The 25,955-nt window shown below is 72.6% G+C and carries 25 protein-coding genes and 1 pseudogene; 15 read left to right on the forward strand and 11 right to left on the reverse strand.

The window, feature by feature from the left end:
- Nucleotides 1–119 precede the first annotated feature (119 nt).
- On the reverse strand, nucleotides 120–1,019 hold the full coding sequence (locus ACWDAK_RS12140; RefSeq protein ID WP_344637473.1) for a universal stress protein: 900 nt from the start codon (nucleotides 1,017–1,019) through the stop codon (nucleotides 120–122).
- A 346-nt stretch (nucleotides 1,020–1,365) separates the two neighbouring features.
- Between ACWDAK_RS12140 and ACWDAK_RS12145 the strand changes: the two genes are divergently transcribed.
- The 4 genes from ACWDAK_RS12145 to ACWDAK_RS12160 all read left to right on the forward strand — a co-directional run bounded on the left by ACWDAK_RS12145 (nucleotide 1,366) and on the right by ACWDAK_RS12160 (nucleotide 4,203).
- The gene (locus ACWDAK_RS12145) at nucleotides 1,366–1,893 is read left to right on the forward strand and encodes a hydrogenase maturation protease (protein ID WP_344637472.1); all 528 of its coding nucleotides are present in this window, start codon (nucleotides 1,366–1,368) and stop codon (nucleotides 1,891–1,893) included.
- Between the two features lie 141 nt (nucleotides 1,894–2,034).
- On the forward strand, nucleotides 2,035–2,337 hold the full coding sequence (locus tag ACWDAK_RS12150; protein WP_344637471.1) for an SHOCT domain-containing protein: 303 nt from the start codon (nucleotides 2,035–2,037) through the stop codon (nucleotides 2,335–2,337).
- 23 nt (nucleotides 2,338–2,360) lie between these two features.
- The gene (locus tag ACWDAK_RS12155) at nucleotides 2,361–3,347 is read left to right on the forward strand and encodes an Acg family FMN-binding oxidoreductase (protein ID WP_427394261.1); all 987 of its coding nucleotides are present in this window, start codon (nucleotides 2,361–2,363) and stop codon (nucleotides 3,345–3,347) included.
- Nucleotides 3,348–3,522: 175 nt separating this feature from the next.
- Nucleotides 3,523–4,203 (forward strand): pyridoxamine 5'-phosphate oxidase family protein, encoded by a 681-nt coding sequence (locus ACWDAK_RS12160; protein WP_427394262.1) that lies wholly within the window; start codon nucleotides 3,523–3,525, stop codon nucleotides 4,201–4,203.
- A gap of 77 nt (nucleotides 4,204–4,280) precedes the next feature.
- On the opposite strand, the gene ACWDAK_RS12165 is transcribed toward ACWDAK_RS12160, so the two are convergent.
- On the reverse strand, nucleotides 4,281–4,919 hold the full coding sequence (locus ACWDAK_RS12165; protein WP_427394263.1) for a TetR/AcrR family transcriptional regulator: 639 nt from the start codon (nucleotides 4,917–4,919) through the stop codon (nucleotides 4,281–4,283).
- 129 nt (nucleotides 4,920–5,048) lie between these two features.
- Between ACWDAK_RS12165 and ACWDAK_RS12170 the strand changes: the two genes are divergently transcribed.
- On the forward strand, nucleotides 5,049–7,307 hold the full coding sequence (locus ACWDAK_RS12170) for an MMPL family transporter (RefSeq protein WP_427394264.1): 2,259 nt from the start codon (nucleotides 5,049–5,051) through the stop codon (nucleotides 7,305–7,307).
- Nucleotides 7,308–7,519: 212 nt separating this feature from the next.
- Entirely contained in the window at nucleotides 7,520–8,716 is a 1,197-nt protein-coding gene (locus ACWDAK_RS12175; RefSeq protein ID WP_427394265.1) for a PP2C family protein-serine/threonine phosphatase, read from the forward strand.
- Between the two features lie 192 nt (nucleotides 8,717–8,908).
- Here the strand turns inward: ACWDAK_RS12175 and ACWDAK_RS12180 are convergent, their stop codons facing one another.
- The 5 genes and pseudogenes from ACWDAK_RS12180 to ACWDAK_RS12200 form a co-directional block, all read right to left on the reverse strand.
- A complete protein-coding gene (locus ACWDAK_RS12180) occupies nucleotides 8,909–11,251 on the reverse strand; it encodes an FdhF/YdeP family oxidoreductase (protein ID WP_427394275.1) in 2,343 nt (780 codons plus the stop codon).
- A gap of 134 nt (nucleotides 11,252–11,385) precedes the next feature.
- Entirely contained in the window at nucleotides 11,386–11,556 is a 171-nt protein-coding gene (locus ACWDAK_RS12185) for a hypothetical protein (protein ID WP_427394276.1), read from the reverse strand.
- Nucleotides 11,557–11,734: 178 nt separating this feature from the next.
- Nucleotides 11,735–12,208 (reverse strand): annotated as a pseudogene (locus ACWDAK_RS12190) (SGNH/GDSL hydrolase family protein); the annotation flags it as partial.
- Nucleotides 12,180–12,428, reverse strand: a complete 249-nt coding sequence (locus ACWDAK_RS12195; protein ID WP_425557651.1) for a hypothetical protein — start codon at nucleotides 12,426–12,428, stop codon at nucleotides 12,180–12,182. The gene ACWDAK_RS12195 and the pseudogene ACWDAK_RS12190, both read right to left, overlap by 29 nt.
- Nucleotides 12,425–12,640, reverse strand: coding sequence for a hypothetical protein (locus tag ACWDAK_RS12200; protein ID WP_344637463.1), 216 nt, complete (start codon nucleotides 12,638–12,640; stop codon nucleotides 12,425–12,427). Before ACWDAK_RS12200 ends, ACWDAK_RS12195 begins: the two co-directional genes overlap by 4 nt.
- Nucleotides 12,641–13,105: 465 nt before the next feature.
- Between ACWDAK_RS12200 and ACWDAK_RS12205 the strand changes: the two genes are divergently transcribed.
- From ACWDAK_RS12205 to ACWDAK_RS12215, 3 genes are all read left to right on the forward strand, one after another.
- Nucleotides 13,106–14,926, forward strand: a complete 1,821-nt coding sequence (locus ACWDAK_RS12205) for a helix-turn-helix domain-containing protein (protein WP_449806459.1) — start codon at nucleotides 13,106–13,108, stop codon at nucleotides 14,924–14,926.
- Nucleotides 14,927–15,151: 225 nt separating this feature from the next.
- The gene (locus tag ACWDAK_RS12210; RefSeq protein ID WP_344637461.1) at nucleotides 15,152–15,532 is read left to right on the forward strand and encodes a peptidase M23; all 381 of its coding nucleotides are present in this window, start codon (nucleotides 15,152–15,154) and stop codon (nucleotides 15,530–15,532) included.
- A gap of 12 nt (nucleotides 15,533–15,544) precedes the next feature.
- A complete protein-coding gene (locus ACWDAK_RS12215; protein WP_344637460.1) occupies nucleotides 15,545–15,910 on the forward strand; it encodes a peptidoglycan-binding domain-containing protein in 366 nt (121 codons plus the stop codon).
- A gap of 214 nt (nucleotides 15,911–16,124) precedes the next feature.
- Here the strand turns inward: ACWDAK_RS12215 and ACWDAK_RS12220 are convergent, their stop codons facing one another.
- Nucleotides 16,125–17,768: an MFS transporter gene (locus tag ACWDAK_RS12220; protein WP_427394267.1), complete on the reverse strand. Its 1,644-nt coding sequence runs from the start codon at nucleotides 17,766–17,768 to the stop codon at nucleotides 16,125–16,127.
- On the opposite strand from ACWDAK_RS12220, the gene ACWDAK_RS12225 reads away from it, so the two are divergent.
- Entirely contained in the window at nucleotides 17,698–18,789 is a 1,092-nt protein-coding gene (locus tag ACWDAK_RS12225) for a PP2C family protein-serine/threonine phosphatase (RefSeq protein WP_344637458.1), read from the forward strand. The two genes, ACWDAK_RS12220 and ACWDAK_RS12225, sit on opposite strands and share 71 nt — an antisense overlap.
- A gap of 147 nt (nucleotides 18,790–18,936) precedes the next feature.
- Here the strand turns inward: ACWDAK_RS12225 and ACWDAK_RS12230 are convergent, their stop codons facing one another.
- Entirely contained in the window at nucleotides 18,937–19,437 is a 501-nt protein-coding gene (locus ACWDAK_RS12230) for a DUF6328 family protein (RefSeq protein WP_344637457.1), read from the reverse strand.
- A 293-nt stretch (nucleotides 19,438–19,730) separates the two neighbouring features.
- Between ACWDAK_RS12230 and ACWDAK_RS12235 the strand changes: the two genes are divergently transcribed.
- A complete protein-coding gene (locus tag ACWDAK_RS12235; RefSeq protein ID WP_427394268.1) occupies nucleotides 19,731–20,411 on the forward strand; it encodes a hypothetical protein in 681 nt (226 codons plus the stop codon).
- A 395-nt stretch (nucleotides 20,412–20,806) separates the two neighbouring features.
- Complete coding sequence (locus ACWDAK_RS12240; RefSeq protein WP_344637455.1) at nucleotides 20,807–21,265, forward strand: DUF5709 domain-containing protein; 459 nt, start codon at nucleotides 20,807–20,809, stop codon at nucleotides 21,263–21,265.
- Between the two features lie 77 nt (nucleotides 21,266–21,342).
- On the opposite strand, the gene ACWDAK_RS12245 is transcribed toward ACWDAK_RS12240, so the two are convergent.
- Both ACWDAK_RS12245 and ACWDAK_RS12250 read right to left on the reverse strand, forming a co-directional pair.
- Nucleotides 21,343–21,567 (reverse strand): DUF397 domain-containing protein, encoded by a 225-nt coding sequence (locus tag ACWDAK_RS12245; RefSeq protein ID WP_344637454.1) that lies wholly within the window; start codon nucleotides 21,565–21,567, stop codon nucleotides 21,343–21,345.
- On the reverse strand, nucleotides 21,564–22,388 hold the full coding sequence (locus ACWDAK_RS12250; RefSeq protein ID WP_427394269.1) for a helix-turn-helix domain-containing protein: 825 nt from the start codon (nucleotides 22,386–22,388) through the stop codon (nucleotides 21,564–21,566). The genes ACWDAK_RS12245 and ACWDAK_RS12250 overlap by 4 nt, the downstream gene beginning before the upstream one ends.
- Before the next feature lie 222 nt (nucleotides 22,389–22,610).
- Here ACWDAK_RS12250 and ACWDAK_RS12255 point away from each other — a divergent pair, with 222 nt between their 5' ends.
- The 3 genes from ACWDAK_RS12255 to ACWDAK_RS12265 all read left to right on the forward strand — a co-directional run bounded on the left by ACWDAK_RS12255 (nucleotide 22,611) and on the right by ACWDAK_RS12265 (nucleotide 25,778).
- A complete protein-coding gene (locus ACWDAK_RS12255; RefSeq protein WP_427394270.1) occupies nucleotides 22,611–23,117 on the forward strand; it encodes an ATP-binding protein in 507 nt (168 codons plus the stop codon).
- Nucleotides 23,114–23,428 carry a hypothetical protein gene (locus ACWDAK_RS12260; protein WP_427394271.1) on the forward strand — a complete coding sequence of 105 codons (315 nt, stop codon included), beginning with the start codon at nucleotides 23,114–23,116 and terminating at the stop codon, nucleotides 23,426–23,428. The genes ACWDAK_RS12255 and ACWDAK_RS12260 overlap by 4 nt, the downstream gene beginning before the upstream one ends.
- A gap of 214 nt (nucleotides 23,429–23,642) precedes the next feature.
- Nucleotides 23,643–25,778: a GAF domain-containing SpoIIE family protein phosphatase gene (locus tag ACWDAK_RS12265; protein ID WP_427394272.1), complete on the forward strand. Its 2,136-nt coding sequence runs from the start codon at nucleotides 23,643–23,645 to the stop codon at nucleotides 25,776–25,778.
- Nucleotides 25,779–25,955 lie beyond the last annotated feature (177 nt).

A 25,955-nucleotide genomic window follows, 5' to 3' on the forward strand; every position in this document is an offset into this window, starting at 1 on the left:
CTGGGCCTGGGCGAGCTGACCGAGCTGTGAGGTCGCGCGACCCCGCGATGAGGAGCGGGAAGGCGGCGCGCGAAGTCCGTCAACCGCTGACGGCCTTCCCCTGCTCGGTGGACGCCCGGTCAGCCGAACGGGACGACCGCGACCGGGCAGCGGGCGTGGTGGATCACGGCGTGAGCGGCCGGGCCCAGATGCGATCCGATCGGCGCGCGCCGGGTACGGCGGCCGATCACCAGGAGCCCGGCCTGCGGTGTCTCCTCCAGCAGCGTGACGGCGGCGTTGCCGAGCGCCACCGTCGTCAGGACCTCCACCTGCGGGTACCGCTCGCGCCAGGGCGCAAGCCGCCGCTCGACCGTGTCGTGCTCGATCCTAGCCAGGTCCTTCTCCAGACCGCCGATGGAGCCGAAGGCCAAGTACTCGGTGCCGCTCGGCGGGCCCCAGGCGCGGACCACCCGCAGCGGCGCCGAACGGACCGAGGCGGCCTCGAAGGCGAAAGCCAGTACCTCGTCGCACGGATGCTTGGTGTCCAGGCCGAGGGCGACCTCGCGGTAGGGGGCGTCGGCCGGCGGCGCCGCCGCCTCCGGTGACGCCGGGTGCTCGTCCGCCGCGGTGATGCCCGCACGGACGAGCACCACCGGGCAGCCCGCCCGGGCCAGCACCTCCTGGCTCACCGAACCGACCAGGAACCCGCGCAACGCGCTGAGGCCGCGCGAGCCGAGCACGAGCATCGTGGCGTTCCGCCCGGCCGTCGCAAGCACCTCCGCGGGTACGCCACCGGGGATGTGGGCGGCGGTCACCTCCACACCGGAGAGCAGCGCGCCCAACTCGGCCTCCTTCCGCGCCAACTGCTGCTTTCCCCACCGCTTCGCCTCCTCGCTGCCCAGCGGCTGGCCGTGCTGCCAGGGCCAGGCCTGGAGCAGCTCAAGCGGCAGTCTGCGGCGCTGCGCCTCCCGCGCCGCCCAGTCGGTGGCGGCCGTGCTCTCCGGCGACCCGTCGAAGCCGACGACGATGGGTCCGTTCACGATCTCCTCCAGGGCTCCCGGGGCGGTCGGCCCGCCGGCCACTGACCGGCACAGCCCCGCGGCGCCGATCGGCCCGGCCGGGACCGGGTGCCTGCGGACCGGCGGAGACCGGAGCGCCGCCGCCGGATCGGCCCGACACCGGCCTCGGTGTCTCCACCGTGGTTCACCCATCCTGCGCGCTGGGCTTCGCCGCACACCACCGGAAGGGCACGGACCCGGGTCGCCCGGGGTGGAACGGACCGGACGAGCTGGAGCGAACTCCCGGGACGGCAGCGAGGCCCGGCTCGGGCATCCGCGTTCGGCCGGTGCTGCGCCGCGCGCCTCGGGGCCTCACCATGGAATGGAGATGAGCGTCATGCCCGAGATGCCCGGTGAGTCGGCCGAGGACCGGATCGTCCTGATCGGCGTCGGCGACGAGTACCGCCACGACGACGGTGCGGCCGTAGCCGTCCTGGCCGAACTGGCCGCCGACCGGCTCCCCGCCGACCGGATCGCCCTGAGCGACGGCGAGCCGTCCCGCCTCATCGAACTCTGGGAGGGCGCCGGCCTGGCCGTGGTGGTCGACGCCGTGCACTCGCACCCCGCCGAGCCCGGCCGGCTCCACCAGGTGCGGGTGAGCCCGGACGACCCCGGCGGCGCGATGGCCGAGAGCCACGCCGCCGACTCCCACGGCCTCGGCCTCGGAGAGGCGGTCGGACTGGCCGCCGTCCTCGGCCGGCTGCCGCGCGAGCTGCTGATCGTCGCGGTCGAGGGCGCGGACTTCACCGAGGGCGAGGGCCTCAGCCAGGACGTGGCCGCGGCGGTGCCCCGCGCGGCGGACCTGGTCCGCCAAGCCGTCGCCGAGCACCTGGCGTGGCGGGACGGACCGGCCTGATCCTCCAAGCACCGCACCACCGCACCGAGCCGGCACGTCCCGGCGGCCGGAGTCGAACAGCCCGAGCCGTGCCCGCCGGATCGGCCGCACGATGGATGGTGAGGGCATCCGACCCACCGCGTACCACTGAGGAGGCCCGCGATGACGTACTGGTACGGCCACGGCGCGCATCTCCTGGGTTTCGGCCTGATGGCCGTCGGCATGCTGCTCGTCTGGGCGCTCATCGTCCTCGGCATCGTCGCCCTGGCAAGGCACCTCGGCCGCACGGCCCAGCAGCATCCCGCCGCCTGGACCCCGACCCCGCAGACACCGCCCGCCCAGCCCGAAGCCGAGCAGGTGCTCGCGGAGCGCTTCGCCAGGGGCGAGATCGACGCGGACGAGTACCGCCACCGTCTGGAGGTCCTGCGTTCCGGAGCAGGGCCGACCGGGCCCGCCCCCGGCTGACCGAAACCACCCAGGAGACCGCCATGGCCGCCATGGCTCCGGACGCCGCCGCGCTGGAGAAGCTCATCGCCGCCGCGGTGGCCGCTCCGTCCATCCACAACACCCAGCCCTGGCACTACCGCTTCCGGTCCGAGAGCGGCGTCCTCGAGGTCCGTGCCGCGCCCGAGCGGTCGCTGCCGGCCAGCGACCCCGAAGGGCGCGCCCTGCACATCTCGGTCGGCGCGGCACTGCTCAACCTGTGCACCGCGGCCCGCCGGCTCGGCTGGGCACCCGAGGTGAACCTGCTGCCGGACCCGGCCGAAACCGGCCTGCTGGCCGCCGTCCGCCTGGACGAACCGTCCCGGACGCAGTCGCCGCGGACGGCCGAGCTGTACGACGCGATCTGGCACCGGCACACCGTCCGCACCCCGTTCACCGGGCCACCGATCGCAGTCGAGATACGCAACGAACTCGTCGAGGCCGCGCACGGGGAGGACGCCGTGCTCTACTTCCCCGACCGGGAGGAGAGGACCAGACTGCTCCACCTCACGGCCGAGGCCGAGCGGCGCAACGTCACCGATCCGGAGCACCGCGCCGAGAGCCGCGACTGGGTCCAGGGGCCGGGTGGCGAGCCGTACGGCATCCCGGCCGCCGCCCTCGGCCCGCAGGACGCCGCCGGGCGCATGCCGATGCGGGACTTCTCCGCCATCCACCCCGCCGAGCACCAGGCCCCCGAGGCCTTCGAGGCCGAGCCGTGCATCGCGGTGCTCGCCACCGATCACGACCGGCCGGTGGACTGGCTGCGCGCCGGGCTGGCGCTGGAGCACGTCCTGCTGACGGCCACCGTCCACCGGGTGCGCGCCTCGTTGCTGCACCAGGCGATGGAGTGGCCCGACCTGCGCTGGGCGGCCCGCGATCCGCATCGGGGGCCGGGACACGTGCAGATCCTGATCCGCCTCGGCTACGGACCGGAGGGGGCGCGGACGCCCCGGCTGCCGGTCTCCGAAGTACTGGAGGCGGACGGCGGCTGAGCCTCACCCGCGTGGCACCGTACCCGCGCGTGCGTCCCGTCCCCGGAGCCCGGTGTCCGTCCCGGGCCCCACACCGCGCTGTGGCACACCCGGGCTCCATGGAGAACCCTGGACACGACGGGGCGGAGCGGCCGGCCCGGACACCCTGACCGGAGGCCGGCGGAGAGGAACCACCGTGAACGAGAACACCCCGGCCACCGATCCGGCGGTGCGACCTGTTGCTCCGGGCGTCCTCGCGCGGCACATCGCCGAGCGATGTGCACAGCTCGGCTTGACCGAGGCAGAGCTGGCGAAGCTGGCGGCGATGTCGCCCGGCTACCTGCGGCATCTGGCGGAGGCGGGGCCCGAGCTCGACCCCAACGGTTTCCTCCGCGTCGCGGCGGCGCTGCGCCTCACCCGCCGCGAGCTGCTCGAAGGGCGGAGCGACGCCCCACCGGGACAGCCCGGGGCGGCCGCGCGGCCGGCCCTGTTCCGCCTCACCGAGCCCGAGTGCTGGGAGATGCTCGGCGACCACGGCATCGGCCGGATCGCGCTGGCGGCCGAACCCGGCCCGGTGGTCTTCCCGGTCAACTACCTGATCGACGCCCGGACGGTCGTCTACCGCACGGACCCGAACGGCGGTGCCGCCGTCGCCGCCGACACCTCGGTGTCCGTCCAGGTCGACCACATCGACGACCGTCTGAGACAGGGCTGGAGCGTGCTCGTCGTCGGTACGACGCGGCACGTCGACGACCTCGAGGCCGTCGAACGGCTGGCGAGGCTGCCCGGTAGCCGGCCGTGGGCCGGCGGGCACCGTCCGCTGTGGGTGCGGATCCAGCCGGAACGGGTCACCGGGCGGCGCATCGGTAGCATCTGAGCCGTCCACGGCCGGGCCTCCGGTCCGGGGTGGACGTCGTCCACGGATCGCAGGCGGCTGGTACGCGGTGGCGGCGGTCACGGGTGGTCGGCTGCGGCCAGCAGTGCGTGCACCGTCGCCGCCATGGTGCGGCGGGCCGAGTCGACGTCCAGCCCGGCGACGCTGCGCCAGTGGTGCCAGGTGCTCCAGGTGGTGACCGCGTCCAGCCCGTTGAGCAGGTCGCTTCGACGGTCCTCGGGCAGCCGGTCGAGTTCGACGGCGAAGATCTCGGTCAGCCGCTGCCTGGCGAAGAGCAGCATCTGCTGGACGACCTGCTGGACGCGTTCGGACGGGTCCTCCAGTCGCATCACCGCCAGCCGGGTCGGGGTCAGCCACTCCAGGATCCGTGCGCGCTGTTCGGCGAGCGCCGCCACCCGTTCGTCTCTCGGACCCTCGGTCGGCAACGGCCTGACCTGGGCGGCGAGTTGGTCCAGTCGGCGGTTGATGGCGGTCTCGGCGAGCTGGGCCATGTCCTCGAAGTGGTGGAACACCAGGCGCCGTGACACTCCGGCGCGTTCGGCGATGCGCTCCGCCACGAACCGCGACTCGCCCTCGTCCAGCAGGGACAGCATCGCATCGGCGATCTTCTCGCGGGTCTGTCGCCCGCGCTCCGTCCGGCCGTCCGTAGCACGGCCCTCCGGGGCACGGCCGGTCGCGGCCTGAGCCGACTGCTTCACCTCGGGTCCTCCGTCCTCTCGTTGACATTGTTGCACTGTGGATGCAACCGTAATGCTGCACGCCAAGTGCAATTAGTTCACTGGCGGGGGCGCGGTGCGTCCACCGCCGCAGGAGAGGGCAATTCGCCGATGTTCATGACGGTGGGGCGCTGGTGCGCCCGCAGACCGAAGCGGACCGTGGCCGCGTGGCTGCTGCTGATCGCCACCGCGATCGCCGCCGTGACCTGGTACGGCCGGGTCACAGTTGAGGCGGTGTCCATCCCGGGCAGCGACAGCCAGGCCGCGCGGGACATCGGCGAGGCGTTCTTCGCAGGCGCCCCGTCGGGCAAGCAGCCCGTCGTCCTGCACACCGGCGCCGGTGCCGCGCCGCTGACCGCGCCGGATCCGGCCGCGGCCGTCCAGCAGGCGGCCGGTGCCATCGCACGGGTGGACCACGTCGTCGCCGTCACCACGCCGTACGACCAGGCCGGCCGGACGGCCATGAGCTCGGACGGCCACACGGCCTATCTCTCGGTCGAACTCGACGTCACCGGGCGGGACATCACGCCGGAGATCACCCGGCAGATCGTGGCCGCGGCCCGGCCCGCCGCCCAGGCCGGGATCGAGGTCACCCCCGGCGGCAACCTCGCCACCGCGGCGGACCGGCACTCCACCGAGTACAGCGAGGTCATCGGCCTGGCGACGGCGTTCGTCATCCTCGCCGTCTCCTTCGGCGGCCTGGTCGCGGCCGGGTTGCCGCTGGTCGCGGGGGTGATCGGGCTCGGCGTCTCGCTCTCCGTGCTCGGGCTGGTGGGGCACCTCATCGACATGCCCTCCTCGGGCACCACCATCGCGGCCATGATCGGCCTCGGCGTGGGAATCGACTACACCCTGTTCTGCCTCTCCCGGTTCCGCGAACTGCGCGCGGCCGGCGTGGGCATCGAGGACGCGGTGGCCCGGACCACGGCCGGATCGGGCAAGGCCGTGGCGTTCGCCGCGAGCGCGGTGGTCGCCGCGCTCGCGGGCCTCGCGCTCGGCGGCCTGCCACTGCTCTACGCGCTGGCCCTGGCCCCGGGCATCGCGGTGCTGGTCGCCCTGGCGGTCAACCTCACCCTGCTCCCGGCCGTCCTGGCCCTGCTCGGGCGCAGTCTCACCCCGAAGGCGGCCCGCCCCGGCGGTACGGGGAGCCCGGCCGGCGAGGCGGAACGGGCAGCAGCACAGGCCGCCCCCCGGCCCCGCGGCTGGGCCCGGATCGCGGAGCACGTCGCCGCCCGGCCCTGGCGCAGCCTGCTGGCGGGCCTGGCCCTGATCGGCGTCCTGGCCGTTCCCGCGACCCAGTTGAGGTTCGGGCAGCTCGACGCCGGCTCGAACGCCGTCGGCACGAATGGCCGTACCGCGTACGACCGACTGGCCGCCGCCTTCGGTCCCGGCGTGAACGGCACCCTCCAGGTGGTCGACACGCTCCCCGCCCGCGCTGCCGGTTCCCAGGACAGCCGCGTCGCCGCCGTCACCCGGGCGCTGCAGGCCACCCCGGGCGTGGCGTCCGTCGGCCCGGCGCAGCTCGGCTCCGACGGTACGCACGTCCGCTGGGTGGTCACCCCTGCCACGGCACCCTCGGACCCCGGGACCGCCGCGCTCGTCCACCGGCTGCGCGACGACACCTTGCCGCACGCCACGGGCGGCACCGGCCAGGTCACCCACGTCGGAGGCACCCCGGCCGCCCAGGTGGACCTGAACGACCGGCTCGCCCGGCGGATGCCGCTGGTGGTCGCCTTCGTCCTCACGATCGCCGGACTGCTGCTCCTGCTGGCCTTCCGCTCACCGGTCGTCGCGGCGAAGGCGGCCGTGATGAACCTGCTCTCGGTCGCCGCCGCCTACGGCATCCTCACCGCGATCTTCCAGTGGGGCCGGGGAGCCACCCTGATCGGGCTGGACGGCCCGGTCCCGATCCCCGGCTACGTGCCGCTGCTGATGTTCGCCGTGCTCTTCGGCCTCTCGATGGACTACGAGGTCTTCCTGCTGACCGCCGTCCGCGAGGCCTACCTGCGCCACGGTGACAACCGCCGCTCGGTGGTCAGCGGCCTCGCCGGGACCGGGCGGATCATCACCTCCGCCGCCCTGATCATGGTCAGCGTCTTCCTCAGCTACCTGCTGTCGGACGACCCGGTGGTGAAGATGTTCGGCATCGGCCTGGCCACTGCCGTCGCGCTCGACGCCACGATCGTCCGCGGCATCCTCGTCCCGTCCACGATGGTCCTGCTCGGAACCGGCAACTGGTGGCTGCCGGGCTGGCTCGACCGCCTGCTGCCCCATGTGGACATCGAGGGCGACGGCCACTACGACGGCCCCGCTTCGCAGCCTGGCGAGCCCGCCCCCGCGGCCCGGCCCGCCGGAGTCGGTGCGGCCTGATCCGCGTGGCGGGTTCGCCGGAGGAGGGCGCCGCGCGGGTCGGGGCCGGGCCGGGACCCGCAAGTCCCGGCCCGGCCGGAGGTCAAGGGCGCAGGGTGGAACACTGGATCGCCGCGAGGCAGGCTGGACGCATGCGGTCGATCTTCCGCTCAGCCCCTCGACCGGGAGCCGGTGGTCGCGGTCACGGCCGGCTCTTCGCCGTCGCACAGTGTGTGCCGTTCGCGATCGCGCTGGTCGTGGTGGGCATCGAGCTCTCGCCCGCGCACTTCGTGTACACCGGCCCGCTGCTCACCGCGACCCCGGCGCTGGCCGCGGTGACCATGGGCCCCAAGGGCACTGTCGCGGCGGCGGGTGTCGCGGTGGCCGTCAGTGTGACCACCGCCAGCTACAACCAGGCCTGGGGCGGCCAGCAGGTCTATACCAACCTGCTGGCCATCCTCCTGGTCTCCGCGGCCAGCGTCGCGGCCAGCAGCGCGATCAGTGCCCGGCGGCAGAGCGAGCTGGACCAGGTCCGCCGGATCGCCGCGGCGGCGCAGCGGGTGCTGCTGAGACCCGTGGCCACCCGGTTGGGCCCGGTGCGGGCGGCCAGCCTGTACCTCGCGGCCGAGGAGGGGGCGCAGATCGGCGGGGACCTGTACGAGGCGGTGCAGACCCGGTACGGGGTCCGGATGATCGTGGGGGACGTCCGGGGGAAGGGGTTGCCGGCCGTGCGGCTGGCCGCGGCCGTACTGGGTGCGTTCCGGGAGGCCGTGCACTACGAGGACGACCTGGTGGAGGTGGTGAACCACTGTGCGGCCGCGCTGCAACGGGAGTTCGCCATGCCGAGTGTGGCCGGCCTGGGCGACGCGGGCGATCAGACCGAGGACTTCGTCACCGCGATCGTCGCCCAGGTCTCCGACCGGCCCGTGGTCGAGGTGGTCAACCGCGGCCATCCGCCGCCCCTGATGCTGCGCGAGGGCAAGGTGCAGGCACTGATTCCCGGTTCACCGCTGCCGCCGCTCGGCCTGGAGGGCTTCATCACCGGTCCTCCCGCCGAGCCGGACAGCTATCGCTTCGCGCCCGGCGACCGGCTGCTGCTGCACACCGACGGCGTGATCGAAGCCCGTAACCGCGACAACGACTTCTTCGCCCTGCCGCAGGCCATGGAGGCGGAGGCAGCGATGCGGACGTGCACCCCGGCGGAGTTCCTGGAACGGCTGCACCAGGGCCTGATCAGCCACACCGAGGGCTGTCTGGCGGACGATGTGGCGATGATCGTCATGGACCGGCTGGACGAGGAGAGCGGGGAGCGCGCCGGCGCGGCCACGACCTCGGTGGGCGTGGGGCAGGACTGCCGCGCCGTGGACGGTGGGGTGCCCGAGACCGTCGCGTCCTGGTCGTCGGACCCGGTCCGGGCACGCCGGCGGTGAAGCGGGCCGGGCACGGATGCTTTGCCGATCCCGGGTTCTGCCGATCCCGCGTTCCGCCGGTCCCGGGTTCTGCCGATACCGGCCGGGGGCGGTGCCGTGGAAGTGCCCACCGCTGGTCCAACCCGCTGTTTCGGTCCCGCCGTTCGGGCTCGACCGCGTACGCGCTCCGCCGCGGCGGCGGCCCGGGCGCGGTCAGGCCCGACCGGGGGCCGGTCCGCCACCTGCGGGTTCGACGCGGATCACGATGGACTTCGTCGCCGGCGTGTTGCTGATCTCGGCCGTGGAGTCGAGCGGCACCAGCACGTTGACCTCCGGGTAGTAGGCCGCGGCGCAGCCGCGCGGGGCCGGGTACCGGACGGCGCGGAAACCGCTCGCGCGGCGTTCGCCGTCGGGGTAGACGCTGACCAGGTCGACCAGGTCGCCGTCGTGCAGGCCGAGGTCGCGGAGGTCGTCCTCGTTGAGGAGGACGACGCGCCGGCCGCCCTTGATGCCGCGGTAGCGGTCGTCGAGCCCGTAGACGGTGGTGTTGAACTGGTCGTGCGAGCGTACGGTCGTCAGCAGCAGGTGCCCTGGCGGGACTTCGACCGAGGTCGGCGGGTTGACGGTGAACCGGGCCCGGCCGGTGGGTGTGTTGAAGGTGCGGGAGTCGTGCGGGCCCCGGGGGAGCATGAATCCGCCGGGCTGCCCGGCCCGCTGCTCGAAGGCGTGGAAGCCGGGGACGACGTGCTCGATGTGGCGGCGGATCACGGCGTAGTCGTCGCGCATGGCCCGCCAGCCGAGTTCGTCGCCGAAGAGTTCGTGTCCGAGGTCGGCGATGATCGCGACCTCGCTGCGCAGGTGCGGTGATCCGGGCAGCAGGCGGCCGCGGGAGGCGTGCACCATGGCCATGGTGTCCTCGACCGTGACGAACTGCTCACCGGAGGCCTGCCGGTCGCGTTCGGTGCGGCCGAGGCAGGGCAGGATCAGCGCCTCGGTGCCGTGGCACAGGTGGGACCGGTTCGGTTTGGTCGACACGTGGACGGTCAGGCCGCAGTTGGCCATCGCGGCCTCGGTGACCGCCGTGTCGGGGGTGGCCGAGACGAAGTTGCCGCCGAGGGCGAAGAACACGTCGATCCTGCCGTCGCGCATGGCCCGGATCGAGTCGACGGTGTCCAGGCCGTGCGCGCGGGGCGGATCGAAGCCGAATTCGTCGCGGAGCCGGTCCAGGAAGGCGTCGGGCATCTTCTCCCAGATGCCCATGGTCCGGTCGCCCTGGACGTTGCTGTGCCCTCGGATCGGTGCGGGACCGGCACCGGGACGTCCGATGTTGCCGCGCAGCAGAAGGAAGTTGACGATTTCGCGGATGGTGGCGACCGCGTTGTGGTGCTGGGTGATCCCCATCGCCCAGCAGACGACGATGCTGTCGGCGTTCAGCACGTCGGCCGCGCAGTCCTCGATCCGGTGCCGGGACAGGCCGCTCATCGTTTCGAGCCGCCGCCAGTCCAGCGCGCGCCAGCCGGTCGCGGCCGCCTCGAAACCCTCGCAGTACCGGTCGATGAAGTCGTGGTCGAGGGTGCTGCCCGGCCGGGAGCCCTCCCGGTCGACCAGGACGCGGTTCAGCCCCGCGAACAGGGCGAGGTCGCCGTTGATCCGCACCGGGAGGTAGCGGTCGGCGAGCCTGGTGCCCGGCCCGGCCAGTCCGCGTACGGTCTGCGGGTTGTGGAAGCGGCCGAAGCCGGCCTCGGGGAGCGGGTTGGCGGCGATGATCCGCGCGCCGCGGCGCTTGGCCTGCTCCAGGGCGGTGAGCATCCGGGGGTGGCAGGTACCGGGGTTCTGGCCCACCAGGATGATCAGATCGGCGTGGTCGGTGATGTCGGAGAGCGTCACCACGCCCTTCCCGATGCCGATGGTCTCCGCCAGGGCCGCGCCGCTCGACTCATGGCACATGTTGGAACAGTCCGGCAGGTTGTTGGTGCCGAGCCGGCGGGCCAGCAACTGGTAGAGGAAGGCGGCCTCGTTGCTGGTGCGGCCGCTGGTGTAGAAGACGGCACGGTTCGGGTCGGCCATGGCGCGCAGGCGGGCGGCGGTGAGCGCGAGCGCGTGCTCCCAGGAGACGGGTGCGTAGTGCGTCGCATCCGGGGCGAGGTACATGGGCTCGGTCAGCCGGCCCTGTGACTCGAGCCAGTGGCCGTCCCGCTCGCGCAGTTCCGCGATCGAGTGCGCGGCGAAGAACTCGGCGCCGACGCGCTTGCGGGTCGCCTCCCAGGCGACGGCCTTCGCGCCGGTCTCGCAGAACTCGGCCCTCTTCCGGTGCTCCGGAGCGGGATCGGCCCAGGCGCAGCTCGGACAGTCGAACCCGGTCTCCTGGTTCAGCGCGAGCAGGGTCCGCAGGCTCCGCCCGGGTCCCATCTCCGTCAGCGAGTACCGCGCCGTCTCGGCGATGCTGTGGATCCCGACGCTCGACTTCCTGGGGCCCGAGGACTTCGGGACCTCGCCGGACGGGGCGCCGCTCGCCGGGCCGGTCGGGACGGCCGGTTCGGCCGGTTGCTCAGCCATGGCTGCCTCTCCGTCCGTTACGGGCCCATCGTAGTCGGGGGGACGGCGGCGTGTGCCGCTCAGTCGGCCGTCCAGGGTGAGGAACCCCGCGGCGCGGGCGGGCGTCCGTGCCCCCGCGAGCCGGGCCCCGTGGCTCACCGCGGTACACGCGCCAGGGCGAGGTTGGTGGCCCGGGAGGACTGGACGTCGAGGTGGGCGGTGGTACGGCGGAGGCGGTGGAAGGACTCGGCGGCGGCGAGCAGCAGCAGTCCCGGGAGCAGGTCGGTGCAGCGTGCGACGACCCACCGGGTGCCTCGGGTCGCCATCCACCACAGGTCCGCGGTGCGGCTCGGCGCCCGGGTGAACGGCTCGGCGAGCGGGGCCGGGCCGAGCTGGTGCCCGGCCGCGGCGAGCAGTGCGTGGAAGTCGCGGGCGATCAGCTGGGCCGCCCGCGCTGGGGTGCAGCCGGTCCACGCTCAGCAGGGCGCGCTCGGTCTGCCAGGGCAGCTCGGCCAGGTGCAGATGGACCGCCCGGTGGCGCTCGGAGAGCTCGTGCACCACCGTGTTGAGCGCCCGCATCCGCCGGGCCAGCGGGTCGGCCAGCGGCTGCGGGAGGCGCAGCAGCCGGCCGGGGTCGGGGAGGCAGGCGGTGAGCAGCTCGGCCGAGCCGGCCCGCAGCGCGCCCATCGCGGTGTCCAGGTGCCGCGCCGTCCGGCCGATGTCGAAACCGGCCCTGAGCGTGTCGTTGCCGCCGACCACGAGAGCGGCCAGACGCGGGCGGAGCTCCAATGCCGAAGGCAGTTGACGCCCCGTCAGGTCTTCGGCGAGCGCACCGCTCCGGGCGAGGTTGTGGAACTCCAGCGGACCGTCGGACAGTGCCGGGGCCAGTACCGCGGCCCAGCCTCGCCAGCCGTCCGGCACCGGATCGCCCACCCCCTCGGTGAGTGAGTCACCGAGGGCCGCGAACCGCACGGTCATCGGACGCGACCGGCCGGTCGCGGTGCGCCGGACCCGGCAGGGTGATGACCCGGCCGTGATCGGTCCACTCGTCGCTGTGCCGGGCGCCGGGCACGACCAGTACCGGTTGGTGCCCGGCCGCCAGATAGCCCGCGCCGAGGTGCTTCAGGGCGGTGCGCAACCCGCCGGAGACCGGGGTCACGAAGTTGGCGACCCGGACGATGCGCAGCGCGGACCTCATGCGGGCTGCTCCTCGGGGAAGGCCGGTGCCGGAGCCGTCGGCAGTGCCGGTGAGGCGACGGACAGCGCCGTGCCGTGGTGTGCCGCGAGGGCCAGCCGGTAGTGCTCCAGCAGCCGGTCGCCGACGCTCTCCCAGGTGCGGGCCGTCACGTCCGCCCGCCCGGCCCGGCCGTAGGCCGCCCTACGGGCCGGGTCCGCCGCGAGCTCGGTCACCGCCCCGGCTGGTGGCCGCGGCGGACCAGGTGCTCGGCGGTCTGCAGAACACTGTGGGCGACGCCGTTGACCTCGGGCGGGAACGACTCGGTGACGATGGCGACTCGCATGCCCCTGTTGCTTCCGGGCGGAGCGAGCAGCCAGCCAAAGGGATCTTTCGTATGTGCGAACGGAATCCAGCTATTCGACCGGAGTCCGCAGGGCGGGGAAGCCTGCTGGTCGACGGATGCCGGCCGGTCGACGGCGGCCGTCCGGCCAGACGCTGCCCGATCGATCGGTGACCTCCCGGTGCCGGTGTCCGAATCACCTGTTCAGGGACTTCAGGACCACGGGACCGGCTGCTTGGGTAGCAGTTGGTGGTCCGTGGCGACGCAAGGTGGCTGGAGGCTGTGGGTGTCCGATGAGGAAGTCCCGGAATCCGGATCTCCGGATTCTGGAGCAATCTCCGAGTCGCATGCGGACGGCATGGAGAAGTCGGCCGCGAGCAAGACGGAAGAGGACAGGAAGGGCGGAAAGCGAAAGTACCTGGACACCTCCAGTAAATGGGTGTCGCTGGTGGCCGCGATCTCGGCCCTGATCCTTTCTCTCTACAATTTCGTCGGGCTCCATTCGAGTCCGGATGTCAGCGTTACCATGCCGAACATGATCCGCCTGCTCAGCCTTGCGAACCAGGCGGTGATCATCGCACAGCCTGTCATCTCCGTCTCGAACGAGACCGAGAACACGGAGACCGTGACCGGGCTCGTCCTCCACCTGCGGCGAGAGGGATCCACCGCTCCGCAGGGCCAGGTCGACTTCCTCTGGTACGCGGACGGCCACTGGCAGAGCGACGTCGCGACGCAGAAGAGCTTCTGGGTCGAGGACGAGGACGCCGGTGCCTTTCTGCTGGCGAAGGACAAGCCGTGGACGAAAATCATGTCCTTCCGTGCGGACGGCTGGTCCTTCCTACCGGGAAGATACGATGCCACGCTGACGGTGAACCGGGCGACGACGTCGGTGCCTCTCGAGGTCCGTTGGTGCCTGCTGCTCACCTCCGGGGGTGCCGATCAGATCAATGTGCAGCACGCCTATTTTCCCATCCGGAAGGACTGGCCCGGGAGTTCAGGGCCGAAAGACCAGCAGTCCTGCTACCGGGGGGAGCCGACCGGCGCTTCCCGGGGCACGTCCTTGGGCGCCGCCGCGCAGAGCGGTGCGCCGACGGCCGCGGGCAGGAGCCGACCCGGTGCGACCGGGGCGGCGGCCGGCCCGGGGCCGCCGGGTTCCCGGTGGTGCCCGAGGGGCGGGGTGACAGTGGTGTGGCATGGCTCTCGGCGCAGGTCGGCGGGCTGCCGGCCGGGCGGTCGGCACCGGGAACCATCGCGGTGCGGATGGCGTGTACATCGCGTGACAGCTACCGACACCGACCCGCGTCCGCGTGCCTGTCCACTGGGTACGTGGGAGACCGCGTTCGCACTTCCCCACCCCCGGCTGAGGCCCGGGGTGATCGGATACCGGGGCTTGAGACTCGCCTTCGACCGTCCGCGCCGCCGACTGGAGGCGCCCGTAGGAGCGGCGACGCTGCTACTCGCCTTCGAGGACCACCCCATCACCCTGACCCGACTCGGGCGCCAGCGGCCGCCCGTGACCCTCGTCTCCGTACTGTCCGGGCTGTCCACGGGCCCGATGCTGGCCGTGCACGGCGGGCGGTTGTGCGGTGTCGAGGTCAACTTCGCGCCCTGGATGGCGTTCACGCTCCTCGGACTGGACCAGCACGAGCTCGCCGGGGGACCCGTCGACCCGTTCGCCCTGCCCGGAGACCGGATCCGCGCCCTGACCGACGCGCTCGCCGAAGCCCCGGACTGGGAGGCGCGGTTCGAGCTGCTCGACAGCACCCTCCAGCGGTGGGCCCGCCGCGGCCCGTCGCCGGCGCCGCAGACCGTACGGGCCTGGGCCGAGCTGACCCGGACCGCGGGGACGGTGCCGGTGCCACGACTGGCCGACGAAGTCGGCTGGAGCGTACGGAAGTTGGAGAATTGCTTCCGGGAGCAGATCGGGCAGCGGCCGAAGGCGGCCGCGCGCGTGCTGCGGATCCAGCGTGCGCGCCGACTGCTGGTCTCCGGCGAGCGGGCTTCGGTGGTCGCGGCGAGCTGCGGGTTCTACGACCAGGCCCATCTGTGCGGCGAGTTCAAGGCGATGACGGGCTGCACGGTGCGGACGTTCATGGCGGAGCGGGCCAGGGACCACGGCGGCCCGCCGATGGTGGACCGGCTGCCCGGTGAGGTCACGAGCCTGGTCCTGGCCGGCTGAGGCCGGTGCCGGCGCCGATGGGCGGCACCGAAGAGCGGTGCCCGGCGGTGCCGGGATGCGGCCGGCCCCAACAGGCGCCCGGCGCCGAGGCGATGCGACTCCTCGGATGCGATCAGTCCGCTTCCGTGCGTTTTCTTCCAAGACGGCGGAGCGGCCGGCCCGGCAGGCTGTTCTGCGGGGGATTCACCCAGCACAGCGTCGTCATGAACGGGGGAGAGAGACGACATGTCCGTACCCAAGCGCACCCTGATCGCGACGGGCGTCGCGGCCATCAGCGCGGCCGCGCTCCTGATGGCACCGACGGCGGCCCAGGCCGCCGAGCACCAGACGGCCCCGACGCACAAGACGGTGTACGTCACCGGCACCAACGTGCACCTGCGGGAGTACCCGCGGACCAACGCCACCATCCTCGCCACCGTCTCGCACCAGTACCTGTGGGACTGGTGCCAGACCAACCGGAACACCACGCCGGTGCAGAGCCCGAAGGGCGGCACCAACAGGTGGTGGAGCAAGGTCACGCTGGTCGGCGGCAGCGACATCGCGTACGTCAGCAACGTGTACCTGCAGAGCAGCGGTCAGAAGATCGCCGGCGTCCCGGACTGCTGAGGGAGGCCGACGATGTTCCGAACGGGTCGCACACTCGCCGTGGCGGCGGCCGCCGCCCTGCTGTCCGTGGTCGGCTTCGCCGGGGCGGCCGACGCGGCCACGCCGAGCGCCGCCGCAGCCGCCGCACCCGGGGCGGTGTCCCCGCGGGCCGCCTGTGCCTTCTACGACGGCCGCGCGCTGACCGTCTACGGGGACCACGGGCCTCGGGTCTCGCAGGTCCAGTGCCTGCTGGCGAACCGGAAGTACCTGCCGTGGAGCGGGGTCGACGGGAAGTTCGGCAGGACCACCCTCGCCGCCGTGAAGAAGTTCCAGGCGAAGAGCCATCTGGCCGCGACCGGCAGGGTCGACACCAGGACCTGGGCGGCGCTGTACCACTGACGCTCGCCGCCCGCACCCGCTGAACGGCGGTCGCGGGAGAGCACGTGACGGGCCGGACCCCGGACGGGGCCCGGCCCGCCAATGCTGGGCGATCGGCATCACGAGCCCCGTACCGTCGGAGAAGCAGATCCTGCCGCAGCCACTGACATCGCGATCGGGGGCCTGCCGGCGCGGCTTCGGTTCGGCGCCGGTCCGGGCCTGCCCAGGAGTGCCGTCAGCCGGCGGGCTGCTGGGGGGTGCCCGGGCGGACGGCGGCATCGGCGGCGGGGCCGGCCGGAACGGGTGCGCGGTGGCCGGCCGGGGCGTGGGGCAGCCGGCGGACGGTGCCGGAGAGCAGCGGGGCCACGGCCGCGACCAGGTAGACGAGTCCGGCGGTGGTGGTCACCCGGAAGCCGCCGAACCTGTGGGCGAGCGGACCGACGCAGAGCTGGCCGATCGGGATCGCGACGTAGGAGAGCAGGTCGTCGTAGGAGGAGACCCGGGACAGCGCGTGCGGGGGAACGTGTTCCTGCAGCGAGGTGTCCCAGCCGACGGCGGCCACGGCGGAGCCGAGACCCGCGACGAAGGCACCGGCGATCAGCCAGGGACTGTGCAGATGCGCGCCGAGCACCAGCAGCGGCAGGGCCCCGAGCGCGCTCATCAGCTGTCCGAGCCGCAGCAGGTGCCTGACCACCAGCCGGTACATCAGGGAGCTCATCACCAGCAGGCCGAGCCCGCGGGCGCTGAGCACGAATCCCCAGGTCGCCTCGCCGCTGAGTTCCCTGGTGAGCTCCGGCCCCAGGATCTGCCAGGTTCCGGTCTGCACCATGTTGATCAGGCAGAAGGTCAGGGAGACCACCCAGACCCAGCGGATGCGGCGGAACTCCGTCCAGCCGTCCCGGATGTCGGCCGCCATGGTGGTCTTCCGGGGCGCGTCCACCCGGCCGACGGGGGACAGACGGGTGAGGCACCCGGCGGCGACGAGGTAGGTCACCGCGTCGAAGGCGATGGCCGGGCCGCTGCCGACGACCACCACGAGCACCCCCGACAGGCTCGGCCCGAAGATCTTCGTGGCGTTGCGCATCGACCCCAGCAGTGCGTTCGCCTGCTGGAGCCGGTCCCGGTCGACGAGTTGGGGGACGATGCCGCGCAGCGCCGGTGTGGTGAACGCGGCCAGCACACCGTTCAGGAACTCCAGCGCGGCCACCAGGGGGAGGGAGTAGTGGCCGGTCAGCAGCAGTGCCGCGACGCCGCCCTGGGTGAGGGCCGAGCCCAGGTTCGCGGCCACCAGCACCGTGCGCCGCCCGAACCGGTCGGCCGTGGCGCCGCCCACCAGGAGGAACGCGAGCAGTGGCACCATGTGGGCGGCGAGCACGATGCCGAGGTCACCGGTACTGCCCGAGGCGTTGAGGACCGCGAAGGCGAGCGCGACCGGGGCCATCGACGTGCCGAGCAGGGACACCAGTTGGCCGGCGAAGAACCAGCGGAAGTCGGTCTGTCGCAGAAGGGAGAGGCGCACGGGCCGAAGTCTCCAGGGTTGCCGGGCGGGCCGCCATCGATTTCGGCGGGGGAGCCGGGCATGTCGCCCGCCGCAGGCGGATCCGCCGTCCTCGTCGGGGTACCGGTCCCTCCCGGCTCCGCGCGGTACCCGATCCGCCCGGACTGCTTCGGCCGGGTCCCCGCGCGCGGCCCCGTACCCACCAGGCCGGATGTCCTCGCGGGAATCCTGTCGCGGAAGCGCGGCAGGCGATTGACTGTGGAGGGGGAACGGTTCGGCCGAGGGGCGAGCGGGACGGAAGGGCAGTCCGGTGTTTGATCTCCTGAAGGACGGGGCGCGGTTTCGGCCGCGGCTCCTGCCCAAGTGGTCGCGCAGGCTCACGGCCGGCGGCTACGCGCTGGTCGCGGCAGCCGTGGTGGCGGACGTTTTCACCGGGACCGGAGTCACCCTCGCCCCGATCCTCGCCGCCCTTCCGGTGCTGGCCGGAGTGGGTACCCGCCGGGTTTCGGACCCGCTGGTGGCCGGGGCGGGCGCCGTCGTCGCCGTCGCGGCCCTGGCGCTCTACGACGTCGATGTGCCGGACGTCGTGATGCTCACCGCGGCCGTCACGGTGGCCGTGATCACCTTCTTCAGCTGCGCCAACGTGATGGTGGTGACGGCGCAGGAACGGGAGCTGGCCAGGGTCCGCACGGTCGCCGAGGCCGCGCAGCGCGCACTGCTGCGGCTGGTTCCCCGGCGGATGGGGCCGCTGGTGGTCGCGGTGCGCTACGTGGCGGCGGAGGCCGAGGCGCGGATCGGCGGGGACCTGTACGAGGTGATCCGGACGCCGTACGGCGTGCGGCTGCTCCTCGGCGACGTGTGCGGCAAGGGCCTGGCCGCGGTGGAGACCGCCGCCGACGTGCTCGGGGTGTTCCGCGAGGCCGCGCGGGCCGAGCCGGACCTGGCGGAGGTCGCCAAGCGGCTGGACTCGGCGCTGGCGCGCCGCCCGGTGAGCGAGGAGTTCGTCACGGCGGTGCTGGTCGGCATCCCCGACGCACCGGGCCCGGCCACCGTGGTCAACTGCGGGCACCCGCCACCGCTGCTTTGCCACGACGGCGAGGTCAGCGAGGTCGACCCGCCCGTCGCGGCACCGCCGCTCGCCCTGCTCGACCTGGTCGGCGGGGACTACTGCGCCCGGTCCTTCACCTTCGAACACGGCGACCTCCTGCTGCTGTACACGGACGGCGTGGCCGAGGCCCGGGACGCGGCCGACCGGTTCTACCCGCTGGCCCAGCGCCTGGCCGTCCTGCCGCACGGCGAGCCGGAGGCCCTGCTGGACGAACTGCTCGTGGACGTACGGGCGTACGTCGGTGCCGGACTGAGCGACGACGCGGCCCTGCTCGCCATCCGCCGGGAGCGGTGAGCCGGCCCCGGCGGCCGGCTCCCGCGCCCCGGCGGGGCCGGACCGATGCTGCCGTGTCAGCCGGTGCCGGCCTGCGGCGGAGTCGCGGACGGCCGTCGGGGCCTGAGCCGTGAGCGCCGCCCCGGTCCCGTTAGCGTTCGCGACGGGTCACGCGTCCGGGGTCCGTTCACGGCGCAGCGCCCAGGGGAGCAGGAACCACAGGACGGCGAACATCACCATGCTCACGCAGGTGATGGCGGCGGCGGCCGCGCGGCCGAGGACCACGTCCATCAGCAGCAGGACCGCGCCGTTGAGCGCCAGCGCGAGGAAGCCGAGGCCCACCTCGGTGAAACGGGTCGACAGGTCGACGATGCGGCGCTTGGCGCCCCGGTGGAACAGGCCGCGGTGCAGTGCCACGGGTGTGGACAGGACGGCGGCCGAGACGAGGGTCAGCAGGAACGTCACGACGTAGAGGGCCTGTTGGGTGCGGTCGAGCCGGGTGAAGCGCTCTGTGAACGCCATACCGAGCAGGAAGGCGAGGAGGATCTGCACACCGGTCTGCACCACGCGCAGTTCCTGCAGGAGTTCGATGAGGTTGCGGTCGGCTCGCTGCTCCGCTGTTTCGGGGCGTGGGCCGGCAGGCTCCGGCGGTGTGTGCGGTGTCGGCATCCCCTTACTGTCCATCCAGCGCCCGGCCGTGCGTTCGCGCCGCGCCGCACGGCCGTACCCGGGCCCCGAGCGCCGCGCGGGGCAGCCCGGCGTTGCCGGCCGGCGGCCGTCCCGAGCGCCGATGCCGACGTGGCGGAGGACACCGGTGCGCAGACGAGGGCCTCTTGCGCTTCGTCGCCGGTTCGGTACCGTCGGTGGTGGTGTGCCGGGAAGTCTGGTCGGCGGCAGGGTCGCGGCTGCCTCGCCGAGCCTCGGCGGCAGCGGTCGACAAGGTTTCGACCAGTGGAGGCGCCATGGGCGTCATCGTCCCGATCGTGCTCTTCGGCTGCCTGGCCGCGCTGGTGCTGGGCGCCCCGCGGTTCGGTCCGTACCGTGAACGGCGCCGCGCCGGGGCGGTCTCCAACCTCCTGACAGGCAGTCATGCGTTCCGGCCCCGGCCGGAGTTCGGGCTGGAGCAGCTGCCGACGACGCCGCCGTTCCACTACGGGACGTCGCGGCGGCTCGCCGGTCAAGTCACCGGCGAGGTGGACGGGTTGCCGCTCACGTGGTTCTGCTACAGCTGCCGTGAGAACGGCTCGACCCACGTGTACGGAGTCGCGAGGGTGGAACTGTCGGTGCCGCTGGGCGAGGTGGAGGTGCGGCACGAACCCGCGTTCCACTCCGTGCGGGTGGTCGAGCCCGTCCCGGACTCTCCGGTGCCCACAGGGGTGGCCGCCTTCGACGGCCGCCACCGGACCTACGCGCGCGATCCGCACCACGTCAGGACGGTACTGCCGGCCGCCGCGGTCCGCGAACTGCTCGCCGCGCCCGAGCCGTTCAGCTGGCGGGTGGCCGACGGCGAGCTGCTGCTCTGGCGTTCCGGCGGGTGGTCGTCCGCGGCGGCGCTGCTCGGCTGCGTGCGGGCCGTGACCGCCGCTCTCCGCCCGCGGCGGGAGAGCGTCACCGCGTTCCACGCCGATCGGTCGGACCGGTAGCGTCCGCCCACCGCGGGGACCGGACCGCGAGCGGCAGGGCCGCCTCGTCGACCGCAGGCCGGTCTCGACCACGGTCCGGTGACGGGGCGGCCACCGGCCGGCCACCAGCCGTTGCCGCGTGGGCGGCCGGCGGGGGGAGCGGCGCGAGCCGGTACGAGCCTGCGGCGCGGGCCGTGGCATGGGACCCTGTAAGAGACGTCCGTTGTACGGGCGGTCACCCCGCCCGGCGGGTGCCCGCTGCCGATGGGCTGGGGCCGCGGTGTCGGTGCGGCAGCCCCCCGTCCGGCCGCGCTGCGGTGGGGCGGACCGACAGCTCGGACACCCGCCGGTCCGCACGGTCGGTGGTGGACACCACGGCCGGGCGGTGGGGGCCCTGGCCAGCGAAGGAGAGTCTCATGCCGGGCGACGAGTTGATGGGCGACGAGGTGTACCAGCCCAACGGCTCCGAAGTACAGGACGACATCGGGCCTCTGGAGCCGGAGGACACCCTGGTCGACCGGGGCCTGGAGTCGGCACTCGACGAAGGCTACGCCCCGCCGGAGCGCCCGCTCGCCGTGGAGCGCCACGGGACCACCGCCTCCGAGCAGCACGACCGCGAGAGCCTCGAAAAGCGGCTGGCGGCGGAACTGCCGGAGGTCACGGCACCTGACAGCAACGGAATCGGCGACACCTCCGGCACCGATCCGGAGCCGATCGATCCGGAGGCGGGCGACCGGCGGAGCGGGAGGCTGGTCGCGGCCACGGACGCGCGCAGCGACATGATCGCGGAGGATGTCGGCATCTCCGGTGGCGCCGCGACGGCCGAGGAGGCCGCCATGCACACCACCGACGACCCGGAGGCACTCGACTGGTGAGCGTTCCGCTCCTGGCTCTGCCACAGCCCCGGTCGGATGGTCCCTGCCGGGGCTGTCTGGCGCTTTCGACTGGTCGGTCAGCCGGTCGGGAAGTCCCCCGCCTTGATCCCGGCGACGAACGCCGACCATGCGTCGGTCGGGAAGACCAGCACGGGGCCGTCTGGATTCTTGGAGTCGCGCACTGGCACAAGGCCCGACGTTGCCAAGGCCCGCGAGAACTCGACACATTGTCCGCCGTTCGAGCCGCTGTATGACGACTTCTCCCATGTGGCGCTGTCTATTGGGTTCCGAATTGCGATCATTGCAGATAGTCCTTACTGAGCTTCTCGATGAACTCTAGTGAGTCATCGGGGGCAAGTGCGTGCGACCGCAGGCGGTCATAGTTTTCGGAAAAGCTTCCCATTGTTTCCGATGATTGGTAGAGCTTTCCACCCTGCGGGTCTTCCACGTACAACACCGTAGGCGCGTTATCGAACGTGAGTAGTGTGAACGGGAGCATGTGAGCCGCCACTGCCCCTGCCGAGAACGGGATCACCTGAAAATCCACGCAGGGAGACTCCGCTGATTTCATGAGGTGCATCAACTGGGCAGCCATCACTGACCGGCCGCCCACCACGGTTCGCAGGCACGCTTCGTGAAGCACAACCCAGAGCATGGGCGGGTTCTGCCGCTCCAGGATCTCGCGGCGAGCGATGCGCGCCATCACCTTGGCCTGTACCGCTTCCAGCGAGTGGCGGGGGTGCCCGGCTCGGAAGATGGCGCGCGCGTAGTCTTCCGTCTGAAAAATCCCCATGATGCAGGTCGCCGAAAAATCAAGGATGCGCGACGCCTTCCGTTCGAGCTGGAGATACGGGATGAACCATGAGGGGTTGTCGCCGTTCTGGACCAGCTCTCGCAGGCGGGTGAAGAGACCACTCGTTTGGAAGACGGTGTCACATTTCTGGGCGAACGTCTCGGAGGGCATCATCACGCCCTTCTCGACCTTGCTGACGTACGCCTCCGAGTAGCCGGAGGCCAGCCCGAGGCCCTTTTGTGTGATCTTGCGACCGCGCCTGATCTCTCTGACCTCCACTCCGAACCGCTGCAACGGAGTCAAGTACTCGGATCGTTCTTCCTCCGCCACCCCTCTGACCTCCCCTTATGGCAGTACAGCTAGGTCCGGAACTTGCGGCAAATCTTGACTGATCACTCGTCAAGTTCTTTCAGGGTACCGCGGCCGTGGTCTAGTGATGCCACTCAGTAACCGGCCGGAACGATGGACCCCGGCGACCGTGCGACCGGTCCCGGGGCGTGGCCAACCTGGAAAAAGCAGGCAGACATGCATGACTCTAGCGACCTTCCGTGCGTGGAAGCGATCGAGGTGCCGAAACGGCTTGATCGGCCGCTGACCGTGGCGACTGAGCGCTCGGCGTGGCTGCCGCGACACCGGAAGTCGGGAGGCGTGGCGCGGCGGTTGCTGCGCGGGTTCCTTGCGGACATGACCGATGGGGAACTGTACGTCGCCGTCGGCGAGTTGGTGTTGACCGAGCTGGTCAACAATGCCGTGCAGCACGGGCGTACGTCCCCCGGTCGCTTGATCTTCGTGCGGTTCGAGTTGTCGCCGGGGGCGTTGCGGGTAGAGGTTCACGACGCGAGCAACGACCGGCCGACCGTGCACCGGGCGGGTGTGGATGACGAGTGCGGCCGGGGGCTGTGGCTGGTCGATCAGCTGTCGGTGCGCTGGGGCTGCTGTCCGCGTGCGGGCGGCGTCGGCAAGGCGGTGTGGTCGGTCGTCGGTCCGGCGGCCGCCGCCCGGCCCTCGACCGCGCCGTCACAGGAAAGCAGCGGTGTGTCGAGGATGGGTGAGTCATGACGGACACGGAGAGCGCCGGCAGGACGCGGGAAGCGGGGACGGACTTCCCGCACCCGGTCATGGTCGAGATCAAGGGCCTGACGCGGACGGCCACGTTCACCCGGCTCGCCGACGCGGTCGCGGCGGTGCGGACCACCCTTGCCACGCTGTCGCTGGACGACGCCCACGCCGCCTACCTCGCCGAGCAGTTCGCGCCGGAAGCGGTCGACCGCATCGGCCGCCAGCTGGCCAAGGTCGGCATGGTGCGGTCCATCGCGTTCGTCGGGATCAACGCCCACCCGATCTACATCCGGCCGGCGGCGAAGCGGTGAGGCAGGCGAAGCGGTGAGGCAGGGGCAGGGGCGGCCGCGTTACCTCGGGGAGACTTCCGTCGCTCGTGGTGGCGATGGGCCGCCCGGGCGCGACCGCGCCGAGGGTGACGTCCTCGCCCGCCGTACGGGACATTCGAAGCCGTCGGCGCGAATATGGGAACAACGAGGCCGTCGCGGGCGCACCTCGTCGGCTGGAGGCAAGGTGATCGCGGTGGTGAGCACGTCGTCCGCACTCTCCCGGCCCGGGACCACCGGGGTGCAAACACCTGCCGACGGCGACCTGGGTGCGCTGGCATCGGCCCTGCGGTCGGGCGCCACCCGGCTCGGCGCGCACATCGGCGGACTGTACCTGCTCTCGGACGACCTGCAGGTGCTCCAGCTGGAGCTCACGCTGGGCGCGGGACGGCAGTTCATCCGACCCTGGGTACGCATCGGCCTGGCCGCGCCGATCCCGGTGGCCGACGCGGCGCGCGACGGCCGCCTGGTCTGGGTCGGCGGCGCGGCGGAGATGGCGCGGCGCTATCCGCGGGTCGCGGTGAGCATGCCCTATGCCTTCTGCCTCGCGGCCATCCCGCTCACCGCGGGGCAGCGCGTTTACGGCGCGGTGTTCCTGATGTGGCCGGCCGGCCATCCCGCCGAACTGCCGGCCTGGGAGCACGACGGGCTGATGGAGCTCGCCGAGGACCTGGTCGGCGTACTGGAACGGGCGGACCACGCCGGCCGGCCGGTCAGGCCCGGACCGCGGCCGATGGCGGTCAGCACCGAACGGAGCAGCGGGGTCACCGCGATGATCTCCCGGTTGCCCGACGGCATCTGCGCCATCGACCAGCGCGGCGTGCTGACCATCGTCACCGAGCGAGCCGTCGAGCTGCTGGGGGAGCCCGCCGACCGCCTGCTGGGCGCCCGGCCCTGGACGGTGCTGCCCTGGCTCCGCGACCCGGTGTACGAGACCCGGTACCTGGCGGCGGTGATGAGCGGGCAGCCCATGTCGTTCGTGGCGCTGCGGCCGCCGGACCGGTGGCTGTGCTTCCAGCTCTACCCGAACGTGTCCGGGCTCACCGTGCGCATCACCGACGCCGAGGTCGCCCAGCAGGACCTGCCGGACGCCGAGGTGGTCGTCGGACCCGCCGTACCCACCCGGGCCGGGGTGCTGTACCACATCCTGCACCTCGCCAGCGCGCTGACCGAGGCGGTCAGCGTGCAGGACGTGGTGAGCATGGTCTCCGAACAGATCGTGCCGGCCTTCGGCGCCCAGGCGGTGGCCGTGCTGATGACGGAGAGCGGCCGGCTGCGCATCGTCGGTCACCAGGGCTATCCGCCGGGCCTGGTCGACCAGTTCGACGCCACTCCGCTGACCGCCGCCACACCGGGAGTGCAGGCGCTGACCGACCCGGCGCCGGCCTTCTACGAGAACCGGGCGGAGCTGGAACGGCTCTACCCGGGCCGCCGGGAGACCCAGGACGCCATGGCCGCCTGGGCCTATCTGCCGCTGGTGGTCTCCGGCCGGCTGATCGGCACCTGCGTACTGGCGTTCGCCGAGCCGCACTCCTTCACCGTGGACGAACGCGCCGTGCTCACCGCGCTCGGCGGCCTGATCGCGCAGGCCCTGGACCGCGCCCGGCTGTACGACACCAAACTCCGGCTCGCCCAGGGACTCCAGGCGAGCCTCCTGCCGCACGCCCTGCCGGTCGTTCCGGGCCTGGAGAGCGCGGCCCGCTACCTCGCCTGCACCGACGGCATGGACATCGGCGGCGACTTCTACGACCTCATCCGCATCGACCGGGACACCGCGGCGATCGTCATCGGCGACGTGGAGGGCCACAACGTCAACGCCGCCGCCCTGATGGGGCAGATCCGGACCGCCATGCACGCCTTCGCGACGGCCGACGCCGATCCGCGCACCGTGCTCGCCCGCACCAACCGGCTGCTCTTCGAACTGGGGACCACACTGCTGGCCACCTGCGCCTACCTGAGGGTCGACCTGTCCCAACGGCAGGTCTGGCTGGCGAACGCCGGACATCCCCCGCCCCTGCTGCGCGCTCCGGACGGCCGGGCGCGGGTGCTGGATCCGCGGGGCGGTCTGGTGCTGAACGTGGAGCCCGACGCCGACTACCCGCTGACCCGGATCGGCCTGCCGGTGGGCACCACCCTGGCGCTGTTCACCGACGGCCTGGTGGAGAAGCCCGGTGCCGACATGGACCGGATGCTGAACGGCCTGACCTCGACCTTCGCCCGCTGCGGAGATGAACCGCTCGAACGGGTGGCCGACGAGCTGATCGGCCACGCCGGGCAGGCCGGCCACCGCACCGACGACGTGGCGCTGCTGCTGGTCCGGTCCGTCGCCCGTTGAACCGGCCCGTCGCCTGTCGTAGCGGAAGGGGGTACGCCGATGGGGGCCCGGTGCGTGTGCACCGGGCCCCCTTCGGGTCACTGGAGCCTGTGGGTCGGCTTAGTACCAGTGGTGGGCGGCCCACCAGGACCAGGCGGCGTTCGGGCTGCCGTAGCGCTCGCACATGTACTTGTAGGC

The organism is Kitasatospora sp. NPDC001175 (genome assembly GCF_053598215.1).

Coding starts and splice junctions, on each gene's coding strand:
- ACWDAK_RS12145 (WP_344637472.1), top strand. CDS start 1,366: ATGAGCGTCATGCCCGAGATGCCCGGTGAGTCGGCCGAGGACCGGATC.
- ACWDAK_RS12150 (WP_344637471.1), top strand. CDS start 2,035: ATGACGTACTGGTACGGCCACGGCGCGCATCTCCTGGGTTTCGGCCTG.
- ACWDAK_RS12155 (WP_427394261.1), top strand. CDS start 2,361: ATGGCCGCCATGGCTCCGGACGCCGCCGCGCTGGAGAAGCTCATCGCC.
- ACWDAK_RS12170 (WP_427394264.1), top strand. CDS start 5,049: ATGTTCATGACGGTGGGGCGCTGGTGCGCCCGCAGACCGAAGCGGACC.
- ACWDAK_RS12180 (WP_427394275.1), bottom strand. CDS start 11,251: ATGGCTGAGCAACCGGCCGAACCGGCCGTCCCGACCGGCCCGGCGAGC.
- ACWDAK_RS12185 (WP_427394276.1), bottom strand. CDS start 11,556: ATGGCGACCCGAGGCACCCGGTGGGTCGTCGCACGCTGCACCGACCTG.
- ACWDAK_RS12195 (WP_425557651.1), bottom strand. CDS start 12,428: ATGAGGTCCGCGCTGCGCATCGTCCGGGTCGCCAACTTCGTGACCCCG.
- ACWDAK_RS12205 (WP_449806459.1), top strand. CDS start 13,106: ATGGAGAAGTCGGCCGCGAGCAAGACGGAAGAGGACAGGAAGGGCGGA.
- ACWDAK_RS12210 (WP_344637461.1), top strand. CDS start 15,152: ATGTCCGTACCCAAGCGCACCCTGATCGCGACGGGCGTCGCGGCCATC.
- ACWDAK_RS12215 (WP_344637460.1), top strand. CDS start 15,545: ATGTTCCGAACGGGTCGCACACTCGCCGTGGCGGCGGCCGCCGCCCTG.
- ACWDAK_RS12230 (WP_344637457.1), bottom strand. CDS start 19,437: ATGCCGACACCGCACACACCGCCGGAGCCTGCCGGCCCACGCCCCGAA.
- ACWDAK_RS12235 (WP_427394268.1), top strand. CDS start 19,731: ATGGGCGTCATCGTCCCGATCGTGCTCTTCGGCTGCCTGGCCGCGCTG.
- ACWDAK_RS12240 (WP_344637455.1), top strand. CDS start 20,807: ATGCCGGGCGACGAGTTGATGGGCGACGAGGTGTACCAGCCCAACGGC.
- ACWDAK_RS12245 (WP_344637454.1), bottom strand. CDS start 21,567: ATGATCGCAATTCGGAACCCAATAGACAGCGCCACATGGGAGAAGTCG.
- ACWDAK_RS12260 (WP_427394271.1), top strand. CDS start 23,114: ATGACGGACACGGAGAGCGCCGGCAGGACGCGGGAAGCGGGGACGGAC.